The organism is Dorea amylophila (genome assembly GCF_025567265.1).
Classification (GTDB): domain Bacteria; phylum Bacillota; class Clostridia; order Lachnospirales; family Lachnospiraceae; genus Dorea_A; species Dorea_A amylophila.
This window is the reverse complement of the sequence record NZ_JAOQJW010000026.1, coordinates 1-26136: the sequence shown is the minus strand read 5'-3', so window position 1 is coordinate 26136 and position 26136 is coordinate 1. Positions and strand designations below refer to the sequence as shown.

At 40.9% G+C, this 26136-nt stretch carries 31 protein-coding genes and 2 pseudogenes; 7 read left to right on the top strand and 26 right to left on the bottom strand.

The window, feature by feature from the left end; all coding sequences use genetic code 11:
* Nucleotides 1-450 precede the first annotated feature (450 nt).
* Genes OCV72_RS14460 through OCV72_RS14450 form a run of 3 tightly spaced genes read left to right on the top strand, consistent with a single transcriptional unit; the run spans nucleotide 451 to nucleotide 2439 of the window.
* A complete protein-coding gene (locus OCV72_RS14460; protein WP_033126096.1) occupies nucleotides 451-795 on the top strand; it encodes a plasmid mobilization protein in 345 nt (114 codons plus the stop codon).
* A gap of 1 nt (nucleotide 796) precedes the next feature.
* A complete protein-coding gene (locus OCV72_RS14455; RefSeq protein ID WP_033126095.1) occupies nucleotides 797-2152 on the top strand; it encodes a relaxase/mobilization nuclease domain-containing protein in 1356 nt (451 codons plus the stop codon).
* On the top strand, nucleotides 2149-2439 hold the full coding sequence (locus tag OCV72_RS14450; RefSeq protein ID WP_033126094.1) for a hypothetical protein: 291 nt from the start codon (nucleotides 2149-2151) through the stop codon (nucleotides 2437-2439). The genes OCV72_RS14455 and OCV72_RS14450 overlap by 4 nt, the downstream gene beginning before the upstream one ends.
* A 295-nt stretch (nucleotides 2440-2734) precedes the next feature.
* Here the strand turns inward: OCV72_RS14450 and OCV72_RS14445 are convergent, their stop codons facing one another.
* The 6 genes from OCV72_RS14445 to OCV72_RS14420 all read right to left on the bottom strand — a co-directional run bounded on the left by OCV72_RS14445 (nucleotide 2735) and on the right by OCV72_RS14420 (nucleotide 7440).
* Nucleotides 2735-4408 (bottom strand): recombinase family protein, encoded by a 1674-nt coding sequence (locus OCV72_RS14445; protein WP_033126092.1) that lies wholly within the window; start codon nucleotides 4406-4408, stop codon nucleotides 2735-2737.
* Nucleotides 4409-4485: 77 nt separating this feature from the next.
* Nucleotides 4486-4659: a transposon-encoded TnpW family protein gene (locus OCV72_RS14440; RefSeq protein WP_002604472.1), complete on the bottom strand. Its 174-nt coding sequence runs from the start codon at nucleotides 4657-4659 to the stop codon at nucleotides 4486-4488.
* A 458-nt stretch (nucleotides 4660-5117) separates the two neighbouring features.
* Nucleotides 5118-5360, bottom strand: a complete 243-nt coding sequence (locus tag OCV72_RS14435) for a helix-turn-helix domain-containing protein (protein ID WP_002604473.1) — start codon at nucleotides 5358-5360, stop codon at nucleotides 5118-5120.
* Nucleotides 5344-5781: a sigma-70 family RNA polymerase sigma factor gene (locus tag OCV72_RS14430; protein WP_002604474.1), complete on the bottom strand. Its 438-nt coding sequence runs from the start codon at nucleotides 5779-5781 to the stop codon at nucleotides 5344-5346. Before OCV72_RS14430 ends, OCV72_RS14435 begins: the two co-directional genes overlap by 17 nt.
* Before the next feature lie 473 nt (nucleotides 5782-6254).
* A complete protein-coding gene (gene rlmN / locus OCV72_RS14425) occupies nucleotides 6255-7238 on the bottom strand; it encodes a 23S rRNA (adenine(2503)-C(2))-methyltransferase RlmN (protein WP_002584956.1) in 984 nt (327 codons plus the stop codon).
* Nucleotides 7239-7254: 16 nt separating this feature from the next.
* Nucleotides 7255-7440, bottom strand: a complete 186-nt coding sequence (locus tag OCV72_RS14420) for a cysteine-rich KTR domain-containing protein (RefSeq protein ID WP_003431289.1) — start codon at nucleotides 7438-7440, stop codon at nucleotides 7255-7257.
* Between the two features lie 398 nt (nucleotides 7441-7838).
* Here OCV72_RS14420 and OCV72_RS14415 point away from each other — a divergent pair, with 398 nt between their 5' ends.
* Entirely contained in the window at nucleotides 7839-8195 is a 357-nt protein-coding gene (locus OCV72_RS14415) for a helix-turn-helix transcriptional regulator (RefSeq protein ID WP_002584957.1), read from the top strand.
* 2 nt (nucleotides 8196-8197) lie between these two features.
* Here OCV72_RS14415 and OCV72_RS14410 read toward each other — a convergent pair whose 3' ends face one another.
* From OCV72_RS14410 to OCV72_RS14360, 11 genes and pseudogenes are all read right to left on the bottom strand, one after another.
* A complete protein-coding gene (locus tag OCV72_RS14410; protein ID WP_033126091.1) occupies nucleotides 8198-8389 on the bottom strand; it encodes a hypothetical protein in 192 nt (63 codons plus the stop codon).
* 28 nt (nucleotides 8390-8417) lie between these two features.
* Nucleotides 8418-8615, bottom strand: coding sequence for a hypothetical protein (locus OCV72_RS14405; RefSeq protein WP_015535391.1), 198 nt, complete (start codon nucleotides 8613-8615; stop codon nucleotides 8418-8420).
* Between the two features lie 259 nt (nucleotides 8616-8874).
* A complete protein-coding gene (locus OCV72_RS14400) occupies nucleotides 8875-9165 on the bottom strand; it encodes a hypothetical protein (protein ID WP_015535390.1) in 291 nt (96 codons plus the stop codon).
* A gap of 3 nt (nucleotides 9166-9168) precedes the next feature.
* Complete coding sequence (locus OCV72_RS14395; protein WP_015535389.1) at nucleotides 9169-10053, bottom strand: DUF4316 domain-containing protein; 885 nt, start codon at nucleotides 10051-10053, stop codon at nucleotides 9169-9171.
* Nucleotides 10043-10303 carry a transposon-transfer assisting family protein gene (locus OCV72_RS14390; protein ID WP_015535388.1) on the bottom strand — a complete coding sequence of 87 codons (261 nt, stop codon included), beginning with the start codon at nucleotides 10301-10303 and terminating at the stop codon, nucleotides 10043-10045. The genes OCV72_RS14395 and OCV72_RS14390 overlap by 11 nt, the downstream gene beginning before the upstream one ends.
* A complete protein-coding gene (locus tag OCV72_RS14385) occupies nucleotides 10300-12321 on the bottom strand; it encodes a YodL domain-containing protein (RefSeq protein ID WP_055284538.1) in 2022 nt (673 codons plus the stop codon). The genes OCV72_RS14390 and OCV72_RS14385 overlap by 4 nt, the downstream gene beginning before the upstream one ends.
* A gap of 67 nt (nucleotides 12322-12388) precedes the next feature.
* Nucleotides 12389-14938: pseudogene (locus tag OCV72_RS14380) on the bottom strand (thioester domain-containing protein); the annotation flags it as partial.
* Between the two features lie 472 nt (nucleotides 14939-15410).
* Nucleotides 15411-16070 (bottom strand): sigma-70 family RNA polymerase sigma factor, encoded by a 660-nt coding sequence (locus OCV72_RS14375; RefSeq protein ID WP_055284536.1) that lies wholly within the window; start codon nucleotides 16068-16070, stop codon nucleotides 15411-15413.
* A gap of 619 nt (nucleotides 16071-16689) precedes the next feature.
* Nucleotides 16690-16917, bottom strand: a complete 228-nt coding sequence (locus tag OCV72_RS14370; RefSeq protein ID WP_005334838.1) for a hypothetical protein — start codon at nucleotides 16915-16917, stop codon at nucleotides 16690-16692.
* Between the two features lie 234 nt (nucleotides 16918-17151).
* Nucleotides 17152-17568: a hypothetical protein gene (locus tag OCV72_RS14365; RefSeq protein WP_227234580.1), complete on the bottom strand. Its 417-nt coding sequence runs from the start codon at nucleotides 17566-17568 to the stop codon at nucleotides 17152-17154.
* A 14-nt stretch (nucleotides 17569-17582) separates the two neighbouring features.
* The gene (locus tag OCV72_RS14360; RefSeq protein ID WP_044932403.1) at nucleotides 17583-18857 is read right to left on the bottom strand and encodes a Y-family DNA polymerase; all 1275 of its coding nucleotides are present in this window, start codon (nucleotides 18855-18857) and stop codon (nucleotides 17583-17585) included.
* A gap of 263 nt (nucleotides 18858-19120) precedes the next feature.
* Here OCV72_RS14360 and OCV72_RS14355 point away from each other — a divergent pair, with 263 nt between their 5' ends.
* From OCV72_RS14355 to OCV72_RS14345, 3 genes are all read left to right on the top strand, one after another.
* Nucleotides 19121-19579: a helix-turn-helix domain-containing protein gene (locus OCV72_RS14355; RefSeq protein WP_049940522.1), complete on the top strand. Its 459-nt coding sequence runs from the start codon at nucleotides 19121-19123 to the stop codon at nucleotides 19577-19579.
* A gap of 92 nt (nucleotides 19580-19671) precedes the next feature.
* A complete protein-coding gene (locus OCV72_RS14350; RefSeq protein ID WP_252830946.1) occupies nucleotides 19672-20187 on the top strand; it encodes an ImmA/IrrE family metallo-endopeptidase in 516 nt (171 codons plus the stop codon).
* A gap of 65 nt (nucleotides 20188-20252) precedes the next feature.
* Complete coding sequence (locus tag OCV72_RS14345) at nucleotides 20253-20903, top strand: CpXC domain-containing protein (RefSeq protein WP_055160139.1); 651 nt, start codon at nucleotides 20253-20255, stop codon at nucleotides 20901-20903.
* A 155-nt stretch (nucleotides 20904-21058) separates the two neighbouring features.
* Here the strand turns inward: OCV72_RS14345 and OCV72_RS14340 are convergent, their stop codons facing one another.
* The 9 genes and pseudogenes from OCV72_RS14340 to OCV72_RS14300 all read right to left on the bottom strand — a co-directional run.
* On the bottom strand, nucleotides 21059-21535 hold the full coding sequence (locus OCV72_RS14340; protein WP_055160137.1) for an MGMT family protein: 477 nt from the start codon (nucleotides 21533-21535) through the stop codon (nucleotides 21059-21061).
* 437 nt (nucleotides 21536-21972) lie between these two features.
* Nucleotides 21973-22287 carry a DUF3784 domain-containing protein gene (locus tag OCV72_RS14335; protein ID WP_055160135.1) on the bottom strand — a complete coding sequence of 105 codons (315 nt, stop codon included), beginning with the start codon at nucleotides 22285-22287 and terminating at the stop codon, nucleotides 21973-21975.
* Between the two features lie 11 nt (nucleotides 22288-22298).
* Nucleotides 22299-22430, bottom strand: a pseudogene (locus OCV72_RS16835) (phosphomethylpyrimidine kinase); the annotation flags it as partial.
* A gap of 45 nt (nucleotides 22431-22475) precedes the next feature.
* Nucleotides 22476-22727: a DUF3781 domain-containing protein gene (locus OCV72_RS14325; RefSeq protein WP_055160154.1), complete on the bottom strand. Its 252-nt coding sequence runs from the start codon at nucleotides 22725-22727 to the stop codon at nucleotides 22476-22478.
* Between the two features lie 77 nt (nucleotides 22728-22804).
* Nucleotides 22805-23203 (bottom strand): hypothetical protein, encoded by a 399-nt coding sequence (locus OCV72_RS14320; RefSeq protein WP_330376624.1) that lies wholly within the window; start codon nucleotides 23201-23203, stop codon nucleotides 22805-22807.
* A gap of 13 nt (nucleotides 23204-23216) precedes the next feature.
* Nucleotides 23217-23513 carry a hypothetical protein gene (locus tag OCV72_RS14315; protein ID WP_029471075.1) on the bottom strand — a complete coding sequence of 99 codons (297 nt, stop codon included), beginning with the start codon at nucleotides 23511-23513 and terminating at the stop codon, nucleotides 23217-23219.
* Nucleotides 23514-23522: 9 nt separating this feature from the next.
* Complete coding sequence (locus OCV72_RS14310; protein WP_055160133.1) at nucleotides 23523-24521, bottom strand: DUF6017 domain-containing protein; 999 nt, start codon at nucleotides 24519-24521, stop codon at nucleotides 23523-23525.
* Nucleotides 24522-24599: 78 nt separating this feature from the next.
* The gene (locus OCV72_RS14305; protein ID WP_055160131.1) at nucleotides 24600-25511 is read right to left on the bottom strand and encodes a ParB/RepB/Spo0J family partition protein; all 912 of its coding nucleotides are present in this window, start codon (nucleotides 25509-25511) and stop codon (nucleotides 24600-24602) included.
* Nucleotides 25501-26136, bottom strand: a 636-nt coding sequence (locus tag OCV72_RS14300) for a ParA family protein (RefSeq protein ID WP_055284534.1), incomplete at its 5' end; no start/stop codon positions are given. The genes OCV72_RS14305 and OCV72_RS14300, both read right to left, overlap by 11 nt.

The following is a 26136-nucleotide window of genomic DNA, read 5'->3' as shown; positions in this document are numbered from 1 at the left end:
TATGGTATTCTGAAATACCAATGGGGAAATTGGAAGATTGAAAATTAAATAAGCACATAGATATAAGATTGAAATGTCAGCCAATCGGCAAGGCTGACATGGGTTTTGAATTTCAAAGCCGCTACATAGCATTGCGAATCAGAGCGGGAGGGAATCCTCTTGTCGTTCGTGATGCAGTGTGGCGGCTTTTTCATTTATCCAAAAGTCAAAGGCAATAAAATCCAGAACGGAGGTGGAAAGGACATAGGATTTCCTTTTCGGAGGGTAAAGGCAGGCATTAAGAAAGCCGTTACACAGAAAAATGCTCTGCGGAGTTGTCCACAGAGATAGCGAGCATCGGATTGTGTCAGCCACAATCCAATCCACACCCTAAAGGCGTGTGGACTAACTTAGGGGACAACCCCTAGCTACCCCGATAAAAGGAAAAATAAAACTGGAGGATTAAGAAAAATGAGTAGAGAAAAATCAGAAAAAGTATGCATTACTTTTAGATTGAGCGAAGAAGAACATGAAAAATTAAAGCAGTATTCATCCGCCTGCGGTCTGTCCACCGCAGAATTTATGCGTCAGTTATGCAGGGGAAACGCACCGCAGCCACAGCCAGAGAAAGAATTTTGGGAACTATTAGGCACGCTTTACGAAGTACACGTAGCCTTTAAAAAGTGTATCCCCTACGCCCCTTCCGCTGATGAAATATGCAGGGAGATTGAGGATTTTATCTTGGAACTGCAACGGAATTATACCCTCCCACAGCAGTTTGACATGGAAAAATTGACGGAACAGGGGGCAGTCTGATATGGCGGCAACGAGCCTCTGGCACATCGAAGGACGGTTGAAAGACTTAATTTCTTATGTGGAAAACCCAGAAAAGACCGTGCCGAATAAGGAGATGCAGGACTTCTTTGACGTGTTCTCCTATGTGAAGAATCCACAGAAAACGGACAATGGAGAGTTTGTTTCCGCCATCAACTGTTTAAAAGAAACAGCGTTACAGCAGATGATTCTAACGAAAAAGCAGTACCAGAAGACAGGCGGGTATATCGCTTGGCACGGCTACCAGAGCTTCAAGCCAGACGAAGTAACGCCCGAACAATGCCACGAAATCGGCTTAAAACTTGCGAGGGAAATGTGGGGCGACAAGTACCAGATAATCGTTGTCACCCACCTTGACAGGGGGCATCTCCACAATCACTTCTGCTTCAACTCTGTTTCCTATCTGGATGGGAGCAAATATAATTACTCAAAATCGGAGCAGAAACGGCTAAGGGAAACGTCAGACCGCTTGTGCAGAGAGTACGGATTATCGGTGATTGAGAACCCGAAGAAAGCACCGTCAAGACCGCTGTATCTGGATGAAAAGAGCGGCAAGCCGACACGCTACAACGTCTATCTGGAAGATTTAGCGGAGGCAATCAGCGGCAGTCGGGATATTCCGCACATGATGAAGTATCTAATCGACAAAGGCTACGAGGTTGATTTTTCGGGCGGGCATTGGAAAATGAAGCTGCCGCAGTATAAGCATTTCACAAGATTAGATACGCTTGATGAACGCTTAACGCCCGATTTTATCCGTTCACATTTAGGCACAAGGGCAAGATATGGGAACTACAAAGCAAAGATTTCCTACTCTCCCCATATGCCCGAAGAATATAAAAAGGCTTGGAAACCGCACCAGAAAACAAGGGGAATCTTAGCGTTGTATTACTATTGGTGCTATCAGTTGGGGATATTTCCCAAAGGCACGGACTACAAGCCGACAAGCCCGCTTATGAAAGAGGAGCTTCGGAAACTGGATGAGATTACCACACAGGTACGCTATATGTCGGAGCATAACATCTCCACCCTCTCCGATTTGCACGCCGACAGGGAGAAGAACCAGACGGAAATGGACAGGCTTACCAACTATCGGCGGCATTTGCAGAATAAGATACGGCGTGCTTCACCCGCCGAGAAAGAAACGCTCCGAGAAGAAAAAAACGGGGTGACGGAACGGATAACGGAGCTGCGAAAGCGGCTGAAATATGCGGACGGGATTGAAAAACGCTCTGCCCACATTGATGACTGCTTGAACCAAATCCACGATACGGTTGAAAATCAAAGGTCAAACCAGAATGGCAGGACAGACCGCAAGAGGGAGGACGCATTGCGATGAGCAGACTGACAGAACAGGAACTTACGGAAATTTTAGACGAAAATAAGGGTATCTCAATGGTAAACCCGAATAGGGTGTACCCGCCCCTGCCGCCTGCTGAAAACATTATGCCCCTTATGCGTATCCCTGAACAGGCAACGCTCTGCGAGAAAATCGGCGGCACGGAATATACAGTGACCGCACATTTCCGAGAGGACGGGAGGGACTTGCTTGGGCTTCTCAGCAGGATATTCATGCGGGACACAGCAGATTACAGTTTTGATTCCGAGGGTTATGATGAGGATTAAGAAATATCGGAAAGATTATCGCTTTAAAGCGTTGAAGTTTGACCGCAGGCGTGGTATACTGTATCTACACTTCATACTATCGTGTCTGCTGTCGGAAAGGAGAAAGCATTGCAAAGACAGCAGGAAGAAATCACCGCCTTGTACTGTCGTCTGAGTCAGGACGATGGACGTGAAGGCGAGAGCAACAGTATCGTAAATCAAAAAGAATATCTATTCAAGTACGCTAAGGAACACGGGTTTCCAAATCCCACCTACTATGTGGACGATGGCTATACGGGTACGAATTTTGCTGGGGTTAGATAGCGATACTTTTTACATCTACCATGTTGCGGCGGTCATGGTTGACAACTTGCGTCGGCTCCTGCTCGGTATCAACCTGTCCGACAAAGCTATAATGGATTTCGATTTTCCGGGTGTTGGTTTCCCGGTCTAATTCATGTATCAAAATACGGTCGATAAACTCATGGACGTTTTCATAGGTCAATTCCTGTATGTCGCTGTATTTCCCGACAATCTGAATAAACCTTGATATATCCCTTTTTCGCTCGGTAACGGTTGCGATCTGCTGTTGTAACTCGTCTATCCTTGCGGCAAGGGATTTCTTTTCGTCCTCATAGCCGGAAGTTAGAAACACAAACCGTTCATCTGTCAGTCTGCCTAATGCGTTGTCCTCATACAGCTTGCGGAAAAGCGTGTCAAGTTCGGTCATACGCGCCTGTGCTTTGAAAAGTTCCTTTTGCTGCTGCGCTAATGCCTTTCTCGCTTCCATGTCGCCGTACTCGGTAGCTTTACAGATAAAGTCCTGTTCGTGTTCCTTAACATACCGCAAAACCCGCCGCATATCTTCCAGCACTAAATCAAGAAGTACGTTTTTGCGGATATAATGAGAGGTACACTCGCTGCCTGTCCTTGCCCTGTTGCGCCATGCGCCGCAAGAATAGGAAAACTTGCGCGGCTCGATATTTACGCCCTGTTGGTAATACATCTTATGTCTGCAACCAGCGCAAAACAGCAAGCCGGAAAAAATATCAATCTCCGCTGCTTTTGTCGGGCGGTGGCGGGTAGCAATCCGCTTTTGCGCAAGTTCAAAGGTTTCCTCGTCAACAAGCGGCTCATGGGTGTTTGGGAAGAAATAGCGTTGTTCTTCTTCGTTCTTCCGGGCCTTTTTCGACTTGTAGGATACCTTGTGAGTTTTCGCGGTTATGGTATGCCCTAAATATTCCTGCCTTGCTAATATGTCATAGAGCGTTTTGTCCGGCCAAGTATAGGGGGCGATCATTGCCCGCTGATACCGCGCCTGTCCTGTACGCTGATAGCGCAACGCTCCAATCGTCAAGACTTTGTTTTCCGCAAGCCATTTTTGGATTTCGCACATACGCACGCCGCTAACAAACATAGCGAAAACCTGTTTGACAATCGGCGCGGTTTCCGGGTCGGGTATAAGGTGGTGGCGGTTGTTCGGGTCTGGGATATAGCCGTATGGATATTCCCCGTTGACGCGCTCGCCTTTTTGCGCCTGTGCCTGTTTAACTGCGCGGATTTTCTTGCTTGTGTCGCGGGCGTAAAACTCGTTAAACCAGTTCCGCAAGGGGGTAAACTCGTTATCCTCCCGCGCTGTGTCAACTCCGTCGTTGATCGCGATATAGCGTACTCCGTTTTCGGGAAATACAATCTCTATGAGTTCGCCCGTTTTCAGATAGTTTCTGCCAAGACGGGAAAGGTCTTTGGTAATGACCGTCGCCACTCGTCCGGCTTCCACTTCCTGCAACATCGCTTGCAGCCCCTCGCGCTCAAAACTCACGCCGGAAAATCCGTCGTCCACAAAAAACTTTGTGTTCAAAAAATGGTGTTCGTCCGCATAGCGTTGAAGTATCATTTTTTGGTGCTGTATGCTTCCGCTTTCTCCGGCTTGCATATCCTCTTGACTTAAACGGCAGTAAAGGGCGGTGATTTTATTCGACTGTAACATTAGTCCTCCTTTCCGACAGCCGAATAAACAGGTATAATGTGTTGCTATCATTATACCATATCCCGCCGCCTAATGCACTACTCGGACGCTAAAAATCCCGGATTTCCGGGCTTTTTCTGCAAATCCTTTACAATGAGTTTCTCAATCTTTTTATGGATTGTATCGGTTGCCTTTTCACTCGGCAACGCTTGAACAAGATAGGTGATTTTCCCTATTTTGCGTTCGGTTGTAATTGTCTGTTTTTTATCCATTAGAAAAACCTCCTTTTCCTGTATGGATAAACTATATTCGTCAAAAGGCAAAAACGGGCGGTTGTTAGCTGCAACCTCACGGGAGTTTCACCCCGGCCCATGCTTATGGGTGCGCCGCGCAATACTTTGAGGGTGTTCAACGCGGGAGTATCATTGTGCCGCCTTGTATGTCGTCGCCCACAAGCTGCTAAACCTGTTTTACGGCGCGGTAGTTCTCGCTCGGCTTTTCCCCTATGGGGAAAAGCTGTCATGGCGTACCCGCCGACTGGCTCGGTACAGACGGAATGTACCCGTTTGCCTGTTATGCTGCGCACCAAAGGCCGCTTTCTTTGTCAAAGAACAATAGGCTTTGTCGGCCTGCAAAAGCACATCAACAGCGGATATGCTTTTGCGGAACGACAAATAGCCCATAACGGGAAGCGTGGAAAGGGGACACGCTCCCCGCATGGGCTAAAAGATTATCCTACATGAAAAGCAAGGGTGCGGGTAATAAGGCGCACTTGCAGCCTGTTACGCATTTCCTCGTCCACATAGGAATAGGTATTGCCCGCGTCGTCTTTCAGCGTGCGGGTACAAAGTTTCGCTATGTAACCCTCGTAGTGCTTCAAGATCGCGCACATGGCGGTTGTGTCGCCGTTTGCCGCTGCGGAAATGACAGGGAACGGCAACAGATTTTCAGACTTCCTAACGGTATTCATCATCTGCTTTTCCCTCCAAATACTGTTTGATTTTCGCAAGCGCGGATTTCCTGTGCCGGAAAACCGTCGTGCGTACAACATTCAGCAGTTCGCCAATTTCCGCGTCGCTCATATCCAAGAAGTAGGACAAAAGGATAATGTCGCGTTTCCTTTCGGGCAAAGCGTTAAGGGCTTCGGCAAGCAGTTCATTTTTGACGAGTACATCAAAGCCGGACACTTGAAAACGGAAATAATCGCTTTCGTATTCGTCCGTTGTGAAAAGCTGCGCGAGTTCGCTTTCGCTCAAATCCGAAAAAGTAACTTCGCGTGCTGCGCGTTTCGCAAGAGTGCGGCGGTGGCTTTTCGCTTCGCCGACCAAAGTTTTCTTTGCTAATGCGTCGTACTGATGTTGTATTCTTTCCTTGTCGGAAGAAGATAGCTCCATAGAGTTCACCTCCTTCCCGCGTGGAGTAGAGGACGGGAGTTAAGGGCTTGTCCTCTCTGCCCCTTTCGCTCCGTACCCGTTCGGGAGATGGCTCTTGAGTGCGCTTTTCAGAAAAAAGTTGAAAAAAGCAAAATGCGCCCGTCCGCAAGACGCGGACGGGCGCAAAGGAAATGTAAGCAGTAGCTAAATGTATTGACAGTTCACATTCATAGCCGGAATATCCCGCTTGCGGAGCATAGCTTTTTTTGACCGCAAAGCATTAGGCGGGTTACAGTAAATAAAAATGGACACGGCGATACCTCCCCGATACCGCCGTATCCTTAAAAAAGGGCGACTTTAATACACTACCCGCAATCCATTCTATAATAGGGAACAGCGGCTTTTGCGCAATATTAAATAAAAAAGCCGATAACACATAGGTTTTTTGACCTAATGCGTTATCGGCTCTGCGTCTATGCGTCTGGCACTTTTAATCATTTTTTTTTGAATTTATTATATGTGTTAGCTAACTGTCCACAAGCCGCGTTAATCTCTCTGCCATGAGAAACTCTCATAGTAACTTCAAGTCCTGCTTGCTCTAATTGATGTTTGAATGCAACTATTTCCCGTTTCTGTGGTGCTTTAATTCTTGAATTGCTTGTTGGGTTGTATTGTAACACGTTAATCATAACTTTTTTGCCCCGAAACCATTTTGCAAGTTGTCTTACATCTGAGGGCCGGTCATTTATACCCGGTAAAAGCAAATACGCAAAGACAATTTTGCGATTATGCCTTTCAGAATAGGATAAGGCTTGCTTAACAACATCTTCAATAGCATATATGCGCATGTGAGGAATAATACGATTTCTTGCAGATTGTGTTGCTGCGTGTAAAGATATTGTCAACTGAATTTTAAGATGTTCCTCGCGCAATTTTTTTAATTGATCGACCGGACCAACTGTTGATATGGTAATGCCGTCGGTTGGAAAGTTGAGCCCATATCTATCTCGGAGAATATGGATTGCTTTTATCAAGTTGTCATAATTGAATAAAGGCTCTCCCATACCCATAAAAACGATACGGTTTACTTTTCGACGCAACAATATAATCTGTTGTACGATTTCTGACGATGTTAGATTACGAACAAAGCCATTTCGCCCGGACTCACAAAAAATACAACCAACAGGACAACCGACTTGTGTGCTCACGCAAACAGTTCCACCATCTCGCCGCTTGATAAAAACCGTTTCAATGTATTTGTTGTCTTTCAGTTCGTAAACATACTTTTCAGTATCACTGCTTTTGCAAATATTTTTTACCAACATTGATAGATTTTTTTTGCGTGGTAATTGCTTATATAATTCTTCATATAAGGCTTTTGCTTCATTCTCGCCAATAACTTCCGACATTTCTTTGTAAGTAAATCCGTATGGATCATTCCGTACTTCCGCAGGCGTATATTTAGGTAAACGTTTCATTTTTATATCCTTTCTTCTAAATAATAAAAGTTTGTTTTTCTGTATTTTTGATTACAATCTCTAATTTTTCTACATCAATGATATGCGTCAATTTGCATTTAGGGCAGAAAAGAGGAAAATCTTTTAATACAGTATTATGAAATACTTGAACTCTCGTCTTTCCGTTACAAATCGGACATTTTATCCAATATTTTTTAAGCATTATATTTCACTCGTCCTTTTTACACAAAAAAATGCAGGTCAATCCTCAACATGAGCATTGACCTGCATTTATAATGCACAGAGCAGTACAACAAAACTAAGGCATAGCTTGCACTATGTCTATACTATATCTATACGTCGTTAGTTTTTTGTATAGCATCCGCAAAATAAGCATGACAAAAAAGCCCATGTTGAAAATGGGAAAATCCTTTTTTTCAATGCTTATCTAATACGCATGCTATGCAACATAAACGCCGCCTCCTTTTACATAAATTTTATTTTATCAGAAAATCAGTCTACTGTCAATACACAACAGGAAGTATTTAACCTAATGATATGAATTGTGTGGACATATCCAAAAAGAAAGGTGAACTGTAAAATGTAACAGGGTGAATGAAAATGGCAAAAAGACCCGTACCATTGTACGACTTTAAGGCTTTCGGGGCAGCTATAAAAGCCGCGAGAAATGAATACGGCGAGAGCCGCAAAAAGGTAAGCGACGAGTTATATATTTCCCCGCGCTACCTTGCGAATATCGAGAACAAGGGACAACAGCCGAGTTTACAGGTATTCTATGACCTTGTAACCCGGTATCATATTTCGGTAGATCAATTTTTCTTCCCGAACAGCAATGCGGAGAAATCCACCGGGCGGCGGCAGCTTGACGCGCTGCTGGACGGTATGAGCGATAAAGGCATACGGATTGTAACCGCAACAGCAAGGGAGATAACGGAAGTCGAAAAAGCAGAGGATTAACCTCACAATATGAGAAATCGGGAGATTGCAGCGCATGGCGGCTGCAATCTTTTTTTGCGTCCAAAATCAAAGGAACGCGCAACAAATGTAGTATACCATTCATCCGTGTTATCTGCAGAATATTTTGCGTTATTTAATATTGAATTTCCTGTTTTATTTATAGTTATAATTTCTTGATCTTTGCCGTTGATCATTTGCTTGATTCTCCCCTGCATGAATTTCTCATTTGTCTTGATTAGATTCTAATTCTTTTAATTTCTTTTTCATTTCTTCATATTCATCGAAATAAGAAATTAATGCTCTTTCAACAGCAACCGTTTTTGTATGTCCTGCATCTTTACAAAAATTTTCTAATCGCTCATAAATAGGAGTTTCAATACATACATTAAGGTATGTTCCATTCTTTTTTGGTCTTGCCATTTTTTTCTCCCTGCATTTAATACTATTACATGAATTTTCCTCAAATAATTGTACCACTGAAAACTACTTAAATCAACTATTCACTACTTGTTATCAAATATATAAAAGATAAAATCAGGTTTTGTACTACTAAATGATTTTAAACAAAATAAGGCCCAAAAGGGAACTTTCCCTTTTGAGCCTATACACTTTATCAGCTAACATATTTTGCTTTCATTTTTCCTCATGGTCATGAGGCTTTTTTCTCTTAAATCGCATTCTATGAATCCTTTGATTGTTCCTTCTGTTCTTCAATAATTCGTTCTGTTGCTTTATGAATTCTGTCCTTAGAATAGGGTGGTCTTAAATTCAATGACAACCGGCCCTTTTTGATTATATACGTTTCACTGCCATCCTCCGAAGATCCTTTCAACCAGCAATCATCCGGATACTTCTCAGCGAATGCCCGTAACCGTTTCTGCAAGCTCTGATTGAAGGTATACACATCATAGAATCCGTCATCTTCATTGGTCAGAATAATCGTTTCTTTTTCACACTTTAACCTTCGCATATTCTACCCCCGCTTTCTTTCCATTTCCTGATCCAGGTATTTGGGTATCGGTTTTCCGGACCGGCGAGCAATGGCAATCTGTTTCTGATGCAGACGTTTGATCACGGATCTTCGTTTCTTAGATTTTCCATCCTGTTGATTTCGGGAGGTCTGATTGTTGCTGCTAGCATCAGAGGTCTTTTCCTGATTCTTCTTCTGATTATTCACCAGACCGTCCACCATATCATAATTGGCTTCGGTACCAGATTCTCTGCTTCGTTCATAAGTGCCGTTCTGGTAGAATTTCTGGTAATGTTCCAGACGGATTTTACCATCTTGTTTTAGCTGTTCGACCGGATTTAGCGGTACTTGCTGTTGGATGTAATCATGAATCTTTTGTTTTGTCTTTTCATCGAATTTCTTACATTCTTCGACAACCATTTTTCCATAGGCATCCAGGATAACACCCTGGGCCTGATCTCGGTATACCTGATGTTCCATCAAATAAAACTGTTTTCCATCAATAATGATGGTGTCTGTGGCAATCCAGTTTCCTTTTTTCCCATCGATCTGATAATTCTCAGTTTCCATAGTGATCAGTGCACCGGATGTATTGATACGAATGAATCCGGCCAGATACTGTGGATAGTTTTCATCTACATAGTAGCAACTGATTTCTCCGTTCTTGTTCAATACGAGCACGTCACTGACTTCGCATTGCTTTTTCATTCGTTTCCAGATGTCAGCGACTTTTTCATTTTCCTGCATTTCATGAATCGAGACTAATCGGTAATTTTCGACAGTAATCGACACATTCTGCTGTCTTGCCTCTTGATATGGCAGATGCCACAGTGCTTTTCCTGCTGTCTGCTGATCTACTCGGTAGACTGCAAATTGATTAAGCTTCATAGGCATCGTTCTCCAAGTTATTCAGATAATAATTCAGATCCAGAGAATAGTAGTATTTGTCTTCGATCTGCTGTAATTTTCCAACTGTAGAATTGATGATCTCAATCATTTCATCATTCTCAGGATCACTTTCTTCCTGTTCCATAACTTCCAAAGCTTCTTTCAGTGTTTGGATTGTTTCTTCCTTTGTGTGCTGCTGGAAGATAGCAGTAATAGTCAGTTCGTTTTCTTCCAGGTTTACATTTCTCATAGGCTCATTTCCCCCCTTTTCTTTTTCGGTATTGGTTTCATCTGTATATTCAGCTCCTTCTCGTTTTTTTCTTTGCTTATATTTTTTTCGTTATCCACTTTCTTATTGGATTCCAGAGGATTTTCCACATTTGGATGTCTTTCTTCCAAGTACTTTTCCACACGACTGATTGCATTTTGCACATAAGAATTTTCTCTAAATCCAGGAATCGAATTCAAAAATTCTTTCTGTATTTTTCCTTCGATCATCAGACTCTGCATTCCTTCATAATCACTTCCGTCTTTCAGATCAAAGCCAACACATTTCAGTCCATGCATACGTTCTGATGGGATTTTCTCATAAGCTTCCAAGGCTTCCGGTAATGTCAGGTCATAATGTACTTCACCCATCACAGGAAATTCAGCACATTCAGCCGCATAAAAGCTGATACATGTAAGATCATTTTCATAATCCACATTTTCTATTTCCGGGACAATATCGAGTATTTTTTCTCTTTGTACTGCAAAGTCTGGAAGTTCTGCAAATCCAAATCGATCCACGTAATATGCCTGCATATCCCCACCACGGTTTGTAATGATAACATCACTAACCGACATAGAATGTGCTTTATAATCTGCCGGTGGATTATCGTTGAATACGGCATACAAATCATCCAGCTTTTCATTTTCATGTAATCTGCCAGAATAGACACATTTATAATTTGCTGCATCGATTGTAATTCCATCTTCTTTGACCATTGCCATATTCATAAATAAATGTTGTTTTCCAGGTGTGTCTTCATCCACGTGGTAAATCGCATAGCGGTCACCATTACCTCTGAACATTTCTTCCTCTAGGGTATAATCAAACTTAAATGGATACAAAGCCCGATCAACTCTTTCCGAAATATCCGTTCCTTCTGCAATCGTATCTTCCAGCCAGTCTTTGATATCTCCCCATGATTCAAACTGCAAGTATCCGGCAATTTCATGTGTCCCATCCGGCGCCAGTACAATATGTCCCGGTTCGCTTTCCCGATAATCATAGCGGTATCCGGCTGCTTCCAGTGCATCTACCAGAATGCCGTATTTATCATGTAATTCTGTTTTCTGTTTTTCTTCAAGAATGATTTCCAGCTCTTCTGTAAGCTGATCGATCATTTCACCGGCTGTCTTGCGGATCACATCCATAGATGCTTTCATTTCTTTCATTTCCCGGCTGCTGCTCCAACCTGCAATGTAAGGGAAACTATAATCCGATGTATCCAAACCAAAGGAAGAACACACACAGTAAGCAACGGATTCAGCCTCAACCTCTTTTGTCAATCGGTCTTTTTCTACACCAAGGCTTTCCATGATCTCCCTGTCATGCAATTTTGCATGGACTGTTTCATGAATAGCAGTCTTTAAGGTCTGGCTTTCACTGAGTCCTTTTTTGATCACAATTTCCTTATCTGCATTATGATAATATCCATTAGCATTGTCATCGATCTCATCGAATCGTATCGGTACTGGGGATATTTTCTGAATAGCCTGCATGAAAGAATCAAAATCCTGTACAGCTGCAGTCAGTAATTCTGGTGCCAGTGTCTGGATCGGTTCTCCGGATGTCTGAGCAATATCAAATACCGTAACTGCTTTAAAATGCGGAACTGTAACTTCCACCTGTTCAGTCTTAGGTTTTCCATCGCTTCCCATGATCGGTCGCTGATTTTCATCCAGAACCTCTTTTTCCTTCATTTTCTTATATGGTGCCGGGGCAATGATTGTAATTCCTTTTTCACCTTTCATGACCTGTCTACCCATGGACTGCCAGTTTTTGTAGCTGGTAACAAGTGTGGCATCCGGTCGCTGCATAGCGATCAGCATTGTATTATTAAAAGAATAATTGTGAAACTTTGCCATGGTTTTAAGAAATTCCTGATAGCGGTTACTTGTAAATAGTTCTTCCACACCGGATTCCAGTGACTGCATAATGCTGTCCATATCTTTTCCCGGAACCGGCAGTGGAATAGTAGTAGTTTTGTTTTGTTCTGTCATAATACTCCTTTCCAAAAACGCCCCACGACATTGTGTTTATGCCGCAGGGCTTTTTATTAGTTGACGAGATCTTTAATTTTGCTTTGAATTCTTTATCCAGAAGCACTCGCCATGTCTGCGGTGTATCTGGATAATTCTCTGTGATCTTCACTACAAAATCATCAACCGGTGCATAGTTGTGTTTGCTTGTGGTTTCTCTTACCACATAAGTTCCATATGGAAGCGGAATCGATCTTGCATATCCTTTTTCATCGGTAAACATTTCTGTCTGTCCATCTGCAGTCAGTACAACCGGTCTGGCTGAATCAAAATCATAACTTCCATCTGCCTTTACTTTCAGATTACTGACAAGCCATGCTGAAAAACCAACTCCCTTAAGAAGATCTGCATCGGTTTTTCCATTGTTTGCTGCCTTAATGATCTGGAATGGCTGTTTGACGACAGTTTCTTTACATACAGAAGTTCTTTCTACTGTCGGAACAGTAGCACCTTCGTAAGTACAGTCCACATCATGTTCTGTCGGATCCAGTACGTATCCCACCGGAGCACTAAGCTCTTTCAGATAATACTTTCCAAGATAGAGATCCGATACAGAAGCTTCGCCATTCTTATCCGTTGTCAGGGATGTGATCAGGGTGTCTTTCTTATAGATTGTTCCGGTTCTTCCATCCGGATGAACAATGTCTTCCCTTGCATAAAGACCATATACCGCACCTTCCAGTGTTGCATCACCCTGGGCTTCATTGCCTGTCTCAGCATCCTGTTTTGCAATGTTGAGCTTTGCATTTACTCGTTTGTCCGTTACATTTTTAGTCGTTGTCTTTCCGATAGCAAGAGTCACATTATAAGACTTTGTATCAATCTGATACCCTGTTGGAACAGAGATTTCTTTCAGATAAACAACTTCCTGTGTCTTTTCCATTGTGAGCTGTGAAGCACCATTCTGATCAGTTGCAGGCATCTCTGCAATCAGCTTTGTACATGCAGCATCGGAATAGATCCCGTACACTGCACCAGCCAGTGCGTTGCCTGTATCCTGGTCTTTCTTTACAATGGATACCTTGCATTCTTTTGTCCAGGTTACTTTAAAATCCACATATTTCTCATTTCCGACACCTTCACCGAAAACAAGAGCCAGGTCCTGTGTTCCAGATCCTGTTACAATCTTGTAAGCAGAGTATTCTTTATCAATGCTTCCCTTCATCCGAGAAGAAAATGTAGCACTGACGCTCTCTGCCTGATCAAGTGGTGCTGTCAGATAAAACTGTGTACCTCCACTGATTTCTACACTTGCTCCTGCAGCACTGGTTTTACCGGTTGTCACATTTACAAGCTTTACACCGCTTGGCAACTTAAATGTGATTGTCTGCAGTTTATCTGCTTTGAATGTGATCACGCTTGTTCGCTGGCTGTTTCCTTCCACATAAGCCTTTACATTAGATTCGGAAAAGCTCATATCTACAGACGGAATGTCCGGCATATTTACACAATAATTGTAAAGCTCCATTGCCAGGTTCTTTCCTGTTGCATTAGTTCCGGATGCCCAGTCACTGGATCCATTTGCATAAGCTGCTGCAAGATGGGTAATGATGAATCTCTTTCCTGCCGGAAAATCCGGATGTTTCTCATCGAAGAAACCATTCTCATCACTTGCTTTTGTTCCGTAATAGCAGACCTTTGCAAGTGTCTTTCCATCGGCAAGTTTCTGGATTGTATAAGTTCCATTTCCCGGTCCTTTTTTCGATGGTTCAACACAGTATGCTGTCGCATTGATGCTTCCCCATTTCACATAATATGGACAAGTCAGATAAGAACCTAATCCATAATCTGCGTAATAGTACCAGGAACCGGCTGTGACTGTGACTGATTTTGTTCCTGTTTCACCGGAAGCAAGCATCATTGGCATATCAAAAGTAATACTTTCGCCTGCTTCAAGATCTGCAAGAGCAACTTCCTGGTCAACAGCTTCCTGCATAACCTCTGAGAGTGTGATCCCTGTTTCCGGATCAACGGTCTCCTGATTCTCCGTTGCTTCGATCTCTGCATCAAATTCTTTTTCTGTCAGTTCTGTTTTGCTCTCCGTTTCAGCAGCACCAGTTTCCTCTGTAGACGAGTCTGCCTCAGAATCCTCTGTTTCTGTCTTATCGGAAGAACCAGCATCCTGATCAGAAGAACTTTCTGACTGCGAATCTTTCTGCTGATCCGCTTCTTTTACCACAATCTTTCGATTGATCTGGTAGGTTGGGTGATCCGTTGTCTGTGGTTCTACATAATAGACTGCCTTATAGGAATTGGCATAATCGGTAGAAAAGTCATTTCCATCCGTATCTTTTGCTTCCTGAAATGTAACTTTTACTTTGCTGTCATCCTGAATCGTAAGACCGGTATAATCACTCTTTACATCGAAATTGTCTCCAACCTTAATCTCATAATCCTTTGCAGTTACCACTTCATCTTCATCCAGCTGATCCTTGATTTCCTCATAATACGGAATCTTTTTTATAGATCCGGCATCCTCAGAAGCATAGGCAACAACGGGAGAGAGTACCGTCGATAGAACCGTTACTGCAGTCAGTAAACCGGACATCACCCTACGTGCTTTCTTTTTCACGTTCATTCTCTTAAATCCTTCCTTTCTGATTTTTTTGTGTATGGTTATCTGTTCGTGTCTGCGTATTATCTTTTATACGAAGATGGTCGCCTCCTTTCCTGAAATTTGCGCTATTTGGGACAGTCAGCACAAGCTGAGATAACAGCACAAATATATGGCGGTACCTGTTTATCACAAATACCGCCACATGATTTCTACTGTCATCCTCTTTTCAGATTCAGACATTTTATTTTGATTTAAAATTTAAGCGTTTTCCTGTTTTCTTTCCCGGATCCGTTCCTATATCAGTTTCCATCTCTGATACGTTTTCTTCTGGCAGACACGCAGCTTTTCGCTCTATGCATGTTCAAACCAAATATCACTCCAGGCAGGCTATTCATTTTTCAAGGTACATGAAGGTGTTCTATGCAAACCCTTCATATAACGAAACGCTCAGAGCCTGTTTTACAGTGGTCTAATTCAATTTTTTTAAAATTTTTTAAAATTCTTCGTTTTCCGCCTTTTTTTTCATCGTTTTTAATGCCCTGTTCAGGAGGTCATTTACACTCTGCTGTTTGATTCCCAGATAATCCGCAACATCCTGCTGACGCATTTCCTCAAAATAAACCAGATTGAGTACCGTCTTTTGTCTCTCTGTTAACTCTTTGATCAAAGCGTTCAGAATTTCTCTGTCGATAACATCGTCAACAAAATCTTTTGAAGATCCTCTCATAATCTCCGCATCATCTGTAACATCGCTGTTAGAAAACACACCATGATTGGTGCTGATTTTGCTCTGGCTGTATGCCATACGGTCTTCAGCCTCCATCAGCAGACGGATATACCAGTTTTCATTATCAAAGAACTCTTTATTTAATTCCTTGTTATCGCCAGTTACACTCACATATTCATAGTCATCACAACTATGAAGTGGAAATACGGTTGATTGATTTCCTGCTGTATAAAGTATATATCCGTGATCATAAACAGAGATTGTTGTATCTGCATTGATCATTTCCTTTACTACAACTTTGTGTTCCTTCAAGGATTTCACGCTTGGGATTCTCTTCTCCACATCAGCAACTTTCACGATTTTTTTCAGTTCTTTTAATGTCAACATAAAGACCACCTTTCTGCCTTTCGGCTCCGGGTGGTCCATTCCATCTTTTATAAAATTCCTGCACAGACATAAAGAACTGCAGCACAAGAGGTCACGAACTCACCCGTTTTTTTTGAACGGGAGTCCGCGACTCCTTTGTAACGCATGTATCTGCGTTTAGATTAAGTTTGCCAGATTGCCTGGCTTATTCAGTTGCTATGTGCATCTTCTGATTTATTCTCTGTTTGCTCTTTGCGAAACATGGAATAATCGCCCATAGCATCGTAAGGACAATGCCTTACAAATTCCTGGTATTCGATTTCAGTCATCTTTGCTTCCTCCTTTGCGTCATGTTATCAAAATCTCTATTTACAATTATTTTTGCAAAAAAGAATTCAACCTCTATATAACGAAACGCTGAGAGCCTGTTTTACAGTGGGGTACGACAAAAAAATTTAAAATTTGTCGAAATACGTCAAAAAAGCCCGACAAAACAAATACTTCAACAATCTCCAAAACCAGAAAATACTTCTGATCTTGCAGTGTATCCGTAAATGTTTTGCCGGGCTCTTAGTGATTCCAGTCAGGTTCAGCTCCTTGACAAACTCTTGCTGTCTGGTGCGTTCTTGATGGTTCCTGCCAAATCCAACGCTTACTACAGACAGCTCATTCTATTCTGTTATGATCCCTGATTCATCATCTTTCGGGAATACGTCCGCATCCTGGACTTTAATTGTTCATCTCGGATGTGGATCGGACGAACCGACACCATATCATCCTTTACAAATATTTCCAATGTACTGCGACATTTTTTGCACTCCACTTCTGAATCGCTTTGTGCGCTCTTTTCAATAAATGCTCCGCATACAGAGCAGTGTACATGCCATTTAATAGCACCTGATCCCATATAGGCTTCCTCCTTTAAGCAATAAGATATTTCTCCATTTATTACTCAACGGACCAAAGGGAAATCAAATCCGCCTTATGAGCATCATGCCATCCATTCCGTAAGTGCCAAAGCTGCACGAACAGCACGATTTTTATTCTGATCAGATCTGCTTTGTCGATCTGTGCATCCTTTTTTATCCTTCCACCAGCTACCACACACTCTTTCCGGTATAAAAAATTCCGCTGTGATTAATTAACATGATATTTCAATAGTTTCAAATACATCACCAGTCAGATCACAGATGTCCTGGATCTGAATCTCAGTATCATCGATCCGTAAGTGGACTGATGGATCAAAAAATTCTACGGTTCCGGATAATGTATGGTACTGGCCAACTGACGGATCCTTCCAGGATTTTTGAAAATAAGTTGCCTGTATCTTCATCCCATATGCCAGGATCCTTAATTTCATATCCAGCTCATTTTTCTTTTCTTCGGATAAATCTCTTTTCGATTCGTAAATGATTTCCTGTTGCCGGATCGTTTCATCCAGTCCACGAAGTGCCGCAAATGGAGCAAACTGTTTTGCCCTGCGTCCTACATCCATGGGATGTCTCCTGGAAACCGGTCTTGATAAATATAAATACGGTTGATATTCACTTGCCAGCACTTTTTACACCTCCTCTAAGCACGGTGACCACCTATTTGTTCATTGCGTTCTCGATAAGTAGAACACTCTAGCAGGTTAGATCCACGCATGATCGCATTCTTTCCATAACGCTGCTTTACATTCAATACTGCTTCCTGTAAATGCCGTTCTTTATCGGTCTGTTTTGGATCATCAAACAGGCTGTACTGCACATAATTTTCAGGAGCAACCCTGTTCGCACACACCTCGATTCTTCGAATTCCGGTATATCTGTCCGCAATCCTGAGATATAAATCTTCCACTGCATCCATGATTTTTTTTGAACTGTTACTTCCTCTTTCGAGTTTTACGGTTCCTTTGGATGCCTCATGCTCATACCTGTGGTCATATGCGATCCATAAGGTGAGAGAGCTTGTCACCAGTCCTTTTTCAAACAGATCCAGGGCCAGGTTGTCTGTCATTTCCCTTACGATTACAAGTGCTTCTTCAAAAGAATAATTTCGCATCAGCACCTGACCATTTGAAAGGCTGTGTTCCTCCGAATGATAGTTCTTGATGTCACTCATCCGGCATGTTTCATAGCCCCATGCATGATCAATCAACAGCTCTGCATCAATCCCAAACATCTTATACAGCCAGTCTTCGGATCTTAAAGAAGCCATTGCGATATCGCCCATCGTATGAATCCCGTAACCGGCCAGTTTTTTTTCAGTCCGGGATCCAATCCTCCAGAAGTCACTTAATGGTTTATGATCCCATAGCTGCTCTCTGTAAGAGAATTCATCCAGGATTCCAATATGGTCATCCACATGCTTTGCTACGATATCCATTGCGATCTTAGCAAGATACAGATTGGTTCCCACACCAGCGGTTGCAGTGATACCTGTTTCCTCCATAACCTCCTGCATAAGCTTTACCGCCATTTCTTTTGCAGTGAGATGATAAAGCTGCAGATAGTTTGTCACATCAATAAAACACTCATCGACACTGTACACATGGATATCTTCTTTTGAGACGTACCGCAGATAGATTCCATAGATCTTTGCAGAATAATCCATATACAGCTGCATCCTTGGCATGGCTGTGATGTACTTTACACAATCCGGTATCTCATGGATCCGGCACCGGTTCTTGATGCCAAGAGACTTCATAGCCGGAGTGATTGCCAGGCAGATTGTTGACTTTGATCTGGTCGGATCTGCAACCACCAGGTTTGCTTTAAACGGATCCAGTCCACGTTCTACGCATTCTACAGAAGCATAAAAAGACTTCAGATCAATACAGATAATAGAAGTCTGATCCTGACTCACTTTTGTCACCTCCCATACGTCTTTCCTCTTTTTGTAACATGTATCCCATTTTGACTGTCAATGACTGTGCATCCTTCCTGTTTTCTTTAAAATACAGGAAATTCATTTCACATATTCATTGACAAAGGAGGAAATATTGTGTATCTTATAGGAAAGATGTTTCCCTTATCTGTGATTCACATTATAGGAGAGATATTTCCCTTTGTCAAGATTAATTTTTATTTTTTGGGAGACACATTTCCCGTTTTGCCTTGAAGCGGCTAATGAAACTTATAAGACAAGGTTTAGAAAGAGGTATGTTTATGACATTCGGTGAAAAAGTAAGATCATTAAGAAAAGAAAAAAAGATGAGTCAGCAGGAACTGGCCAGTATGGTTGGTGTTTCATATAGGACCATTCGATCCTGGGAAGTAGAAGGACGTTTTCCAAAACAAAATGTTCTGTATCAGAAACTGGCAGATGCATTACAGTGTGATGTTTCTTATCTCATGAGTGAAGATGAAGCTTTTATCACAGAAGCATCCGAACAGTTTGGTAACCGTGGTGCCAGACAGGCTCAGCAGATTCTGGAACAGGCTGCAGCTATGTTTGCCGGTGGATCACTGACAGACGAAGATAAAATAGCTTTTATGGATGAGATTCAGAGCCTTTATCTGGATTCCAAAAGACGTGCAAAGAAATTTACACCGAAAAAATATCTGAAAAACCAAGAGGAAAAATAATAGAAGGCGGAATTATTGTACACCTAATCTGTTACCTTATAGTTACAAGGATATTTCTGCCCTTTTTATTTTTTACTTTTGAGGTGATTTATTTGAGAAACACTTACATATATACAGAAACAAAGAAATTAATCAAGAAATATGGCACCAGGGATCCCTTTGAGATCATGAATCAGATGAACATTGTTGTTGGGGAAACTTCAAGATATAAAACACTGAAAGGCTATTGCTTCATGAGCTGTAAGACAATCTATGTCATGATCAGTAGTTTCCTTTCAGAAGAAGAAAAGATGATTGTTGCCGCTCATGAATTAGGACATATCATCCTGCATCGTTCCCAGCTGAAAATGGCTCCAATGCAAGATGATACACTCTACAATATGACGGATAATACAGAATATCAGGCCAATCTGTTTGCTGCCGATCTACTGATTGATGATGAGGAGATCGAAGATATGGTTCAGAACGAAGACTTGGATTATTTCGGACTCTGCAGCTCTTTGAATGCAACTCCGGAACTCATGAGCTTTAAACTATACAGCCTGACAAAACGAGGCCAGGCTTATCATATGCCGATGGAGATACAGAGTAATTTTCTGGCGAAATAATATAAGGATACGCTTATTCTACAATAGAAAAATATAGATTTATCTCACTGAAAGGGGGATTATTTATGTCAAAACATCATATGGAAAAGATAATCTGCCCTTCCTGTCATCATGATGGAGATTTTGAAGTCTGGGACAGCATTAATACTGTCCTGGATCCTGAAATGAAGGAGAAGGTACTTAATCAGTCTATTTTCCTTTATACCTGCCCGAACTGTGGAGAGACCTTCCGTTTAAACTACCCTATACTCTATCACCAGATGGAAGATCTTGTCATGATTTATCTGGTTCCTGAATCAGAAGTAGAGAAAACATATGAAATATTTTATGAAAAAAATGCTTTGGCTGATTTTCATACCGAAAAGTACTTAAACCGGATTGTGACATCAGCAAATCAGCTCGTTGAAAAGATCCAGATCTTTGATGCTGGTAAGGATGACAGGATAATGGAACTTGTTAAATTGCTTGCGACAGATTCTATTCTCAAAAATGATCCTGATAAAGAATTTGATGAACTGCGCTTTGCTGTCGATGACGATGGAACTAATATTCTTGTAATCATTAATAAGGGTGAGATCACTGGTGCAGTTGACATTGACAATATGTATGAATTTGCTTCTTCACACTGCGATGATTTCAAGGATCTTCGAGATGATGAGGACATTGTTATCAATCGGGAGTGGATCCTTAACAAACTTTCTGAAGAAAAAAATTAATAATATATTTGGTGGCTACACCCCCAAGCCCCTGTGGAATCAATAACGCCGGTACTGGATATCAAAATCCCGCACCGGCGTTATTGATTGTAATTATCTTACTTTGATATAATCATAAACTGTCAGCTCTGCAAACTGAAGTTTGACATTATCTATTACAATGTAAATAATGCTTTTTCGTAGTCCTTAACATAATACTTAATATTAGTTCTTCCTTTTTGTACTACAGTATGTCCCTCATTTTCAAGCATTTCCTTTTGTGCCTCAATTCCTCCGGGATACTTTGCATTTAATTCTCCATTTGCTTTTAATGTTCTCCAATAAGGGGTTTTATCCTCTGCACGCTGATAACTCGCCCATGCAACTATTGAAACAAAAATTCCGGCTGTGATTGGCTCTGTAAAATCAGCACCGCTTTGTTTAGCAAAGTAATCTCTTATTGTACCTACAGTAAGCAATTTACCACAAGGCACAAGTCGCATTACTTTGTCATAGTCAATAGGTGGGGCAAAGTACATTTTATCTCCACCATATTTTTCAATGCTTTTTTCATCTGTTATTATTTGGACTTTAGGCATATCCTTGCTATCCATAAGCATAGCATTAAAATCTTTTTTATCTTCATTTGCCATAAGTATCACCTCCAAGCCAATCATATCTCAATAAATATACTCATGCAATGAGACGGTTTTAAAATTTCTCTCAAAAATTCATATTCGCCTCTCCGTTAAACACACCGGCTTACAGTTCCTTTCTTGTTCTGAAGTGATTGTATCAGAAAAATGTAGTGAAAAACAGATACGAATGATTACCTACTTACATACGGAAAGCCATTTCTCTTTAGTTTGTGATGCTGTGGATAGCAAGTGATTTCCTTGGATTTCTTATTCAATAAAAGGTTCTTCTAGAATCATTTTAATTTCATCATAAAAGAACCCCTTCAAGTACATTTTTTCAACACTAGTAATAATTGGAATTAACTATCCCGTATCTATTAATATAACCTATCTTGTTAAAATATTTGATACAATACTCAATATTTTCATTAAAGCTGATTTAAGCATTATTCCTACTTTTTCCCACCATTGTTTATAAGCATCCAAAAAATCAAAAAAAACATAGATATTACAAACAAACCACAAGAAATTGCAAAAAGTATATTCGATGGAAAAAATTCATTTAGAAGCAGTAAAAAAGTTGCTAAGGCACATATAATCATACAATATGAATATGCCCTACAAAGTTTATTTTTGTTATATTCTTTTTTTTTGTCCTCAGGAAGCATATTATATTCGGGTATAAACCAACTCCATTGACCTTTATATAATTTTGTGGCTATACTAATAAACAAAACTGTAATTAAAAAAAAGATTAATTTCCCCATTTTTAATATTCTCTCCTCGTATTTGGATTATCATTTTCTAACCATTCATCAATGGTCGGAAGTGCTTTTTCATATCCTGTATTTTTGCAAAATTCATCAAATGCCTTTGCTAATACTTCCTGAACTCTCCAATTATCATCTTTCTTGTCCTATAACTGAAAATGCTTCTAATTCACGAATTGTATATTTCATTTCTTTTCCCTATGTGCCGTAATAATCGTATAACTATAAGCATTTACAGTTATGATACAGTTATCTATATTCACATACCAGTTCTTCCCACTTCTTGTGATTACAGCCTTTACAGAATCGATTTTAGCTTTACACCAGACGACTACATCATCTGTATCTAAAAACAGATTTCTTTTAATGCGTTCTACGCCTAATTCTGTTGTGTGCAATTTATCCAAATTCTTTAGTAATTCATCATCTGCATTCATTTTATAATTATCCATTTTTCTTCATAAAATATCGATTTGCACTTCAAATCGTTTTCTTCATTCTATCACAGCATCTATTATTCTGCCATCAATCTTTCGAACCAGGTATCCATGACAATAATAAACTGGCTTGCCCCTTTCCATTCTTGCAGCATTTCATCCAGAGTTTTGTGCTTCACATATTTCTGTACATACACCCAGGTGGCAACACTGCTGGCCTGAGAAATAATTCCTGCTATAATTTTACGCATAGTTTCTTCAAATTCCGCGATTTCTTCTTTTGGAACGATGTCATAGAGATCTGGAATCTGAAAATCTTCCTTCTCACAATTTTCATCCACATCAATTAGATCTGCCGTCACTCTCTTTCTGGATTCCTCAGGTAATTTCAAATATTGCCAGATCATTGAGACCACTTCGGACGGTGTGTCTTTTTTGATTGGTGGTAATTGTATAAAATCATTCTTTTCACTCATTTTCATATCCTCCTCAAGATAAAATAAAGTCAATAATACATTCTCTTGTCATGTCCAGTACAGTATCTACAACCACTCCTGCAAACAGAATCAGATACAGAATAGTGCTCAGCACAAACAGGAATGCAACCTGAACCCAGTCATGGTAACAGTATGCAGTCGCTATAATCAACAAAGTGAATATAAAACCAAGGATTCCCCTTACAACCGCATAAGTCTGTACTGTCATCTTCACTGCCAGGCCGATCACAAAAAGGATCAGCCATACCGGCAGTAATAATATCTTTCCAGCAAGTTTTAAAATAAACATGTGTACCTCCTATCTTACCAGTCCTGGCATATCATGGTTCACCTCTGCCTGATAATATCCGTTCATCGTTGACGGTGCATTAAACAGGGCTGCTAACAAATATTTCTTGATGTTCTTCACCTTTGTGGTGTTACCACTCATACAGTGTAAGACATACTCGATATGTGAATAGGTCAGCATCAGAAATTTTTTCTTCACCAGTGATGCCGGATACCAGTTGCTGGCAATCAAGATCTTGTCATTTTTACACATCACAGTCTCTACAATCAGGTTCACGATTTCATCTACCTGTCGCATATCGTCATGATGGGTTACTTCCAGTGATTCATAATCAATGGTCTCTTTGACAAGGTTTTCATAAGCCTGATAATCCTCAGAGCGATTATCGCTATCAAATCTTTTCTCATCCACAGATATGATAGGATTAGATTTATTATCATTCATTTCAGTATCACTAAGATTAGTATTATTAGGGTTTGAAATGTAAACTTCTTGAAGTTTGTTTTCGGGACTTCTAGAAGTTTGATTTTGGGACTTCATGAAGTTTGAATTGTAAACTTCTGTAGATTCCTCATTTTCCACAGAAGTTTGTTTTTTAAACTTCTCTAATTCCTCTCCAAATTTTTTCTCATCTGTTTTCTCAAGCATAAAGGTTTTCACGTAGATGACGTTCACCTTTCCAAATCCCTGTCTGCGTTTTTCAATCAAACCAATTCCGGTTTCATCATCCAGTTCTCTCATGGATTTGATGGCTTTATTTCTGCCACAGTTCAGTAATTCCATGATATCTTCGATGGAAAAATAGATATATGCTCTGTTTTTGTCATCAAACCACTGATTCTTGATGGAAAGAGACATTCGATCCAACATCAGTCCATATAAAATTTTAGCATCGCTCGATAAATCTTTAAAATAACTGTCTGTAAATAATGCTTTTGGTATGCGGTAGAAGCTGAACTGATCAGCTTCGGTACCGTAAAAATAATTAAATGTCATTTTTTTCTCCATAGTTTCCTCCTTTCATTTTTTGCTAAGAAGTCCTCTTTTTAAACTTCTTTGACTTTATTTTCTTAGCATTTTCTATCCTTAACAGGACTGTTCCTGCATCCATTTTTCTAATAATGATTCAATCACCAGCTCCATATCTTTGGCTGTATAATCATCCGGAAAGTACTTTGTCAGTTTCTTTTCTGAGAAAGTAAGAGACCGGGATACTTTCTTTGCCATCACACAGTTATTGAAAATTGATAACATCTGGATCTGATTGATTGGTCCATCATTCAGCTGATTTCTGAGTGCTGCAATCTGTTTTGGTTTGATAAATCCTGTGTCGCAGATATATTCGTAAATCCATCCCTGTACTTCCTTATCGATGTAAGAGATATCTACAGCAACCGTGAATTGAAGCTTTTTGTTATCTACCAGATCAAGAAGTTCAGGAATCAATTCTGTCAGGCGAATGTAACGCTGAATCTGTTTAGAACTTTCTCCAACTTGCTCTGCTAATACATCCCTAGATACAGTTCCTATTAAATTCTGGTCATTTTGGCCAGAATTACTTTTTGGTCTTCCTGCTTGTCTTTTCATAGCTGCTAATTTCATCTTATAAGCAAAAGCTTTCTCACTCGGCAACAGTTCCTCTCGCTGAATGTTAGCGTCCACCATCGCCACAATGGCATCATCATCCGATAATTCTCTTACGATTGCCGGAATAGTCGTAAGTCCTGCAAGCTGTGCTGCATGCATTCTTCTGTGACCGGATACCATTTCATATTCTTCATTTTCATCCATGCGAAGCAGTACCGGAGTCAGTACTCCATTGATCTTTACACTTTCAACCAGATCCTGCATCTTTTCATCATCCAGCACCTTGAACGGATGATTCTTAAACGGATGGATCTTACTAATTTCTATCTCCATTGCTGACTCTTCATTTACCACACCAAGCAGTTCATCAATACTTGCCAGTTTAATCTTTTCGCCACTTCTATTTTTCATTACTCAAAACCTCCTGTGTCAATTTCATATATGCCTCGGCAACTTTTCCTTTCGGACAGTGCATGTAAATACTTTTTCCCTCTGCACTGGTCTCAGCTGCTTTTACAGACATCGGGATCACATTTTCAAATACTTCAATCTGGCTTCCGTAGGTTGTATGTACTCTCGATGCAATGTCTCTTGCGTAATTGGTTCTGAAATCTACCATAGTCAGGAGAATGCCCTCAATCGCCAGTTTCCGGTTCAGTCTTTTCTTTACTGTAAGAATGGTCTTGATCAGCTGCTGAAGTCCTTTCACCGGCAGATATGCGGCTTGCACAGGTATCAACACAGAATCGGAAGAGACCAGTGCATTGATTGTCATCATACCAAGGCTCGGCATACAGTCGATCAGGATATAATCGTATCGGCATCGTATCGCATCGATATATTCTTTCATGATCATTTCTCTGCTCATAACATTTCCCATCGTTACTTCCAGTGCGGAAAGCTCAATATTTGCCGGGAGAAGATCTACATTTTCCTGGTGATGTAAAATCCCATCTTCCAGAGAGATTTCTTCTTCGTTGATGACATCCATCATGATCGTTGCCAATGTGATGCGAAGATCATCCGGTTCCTCATA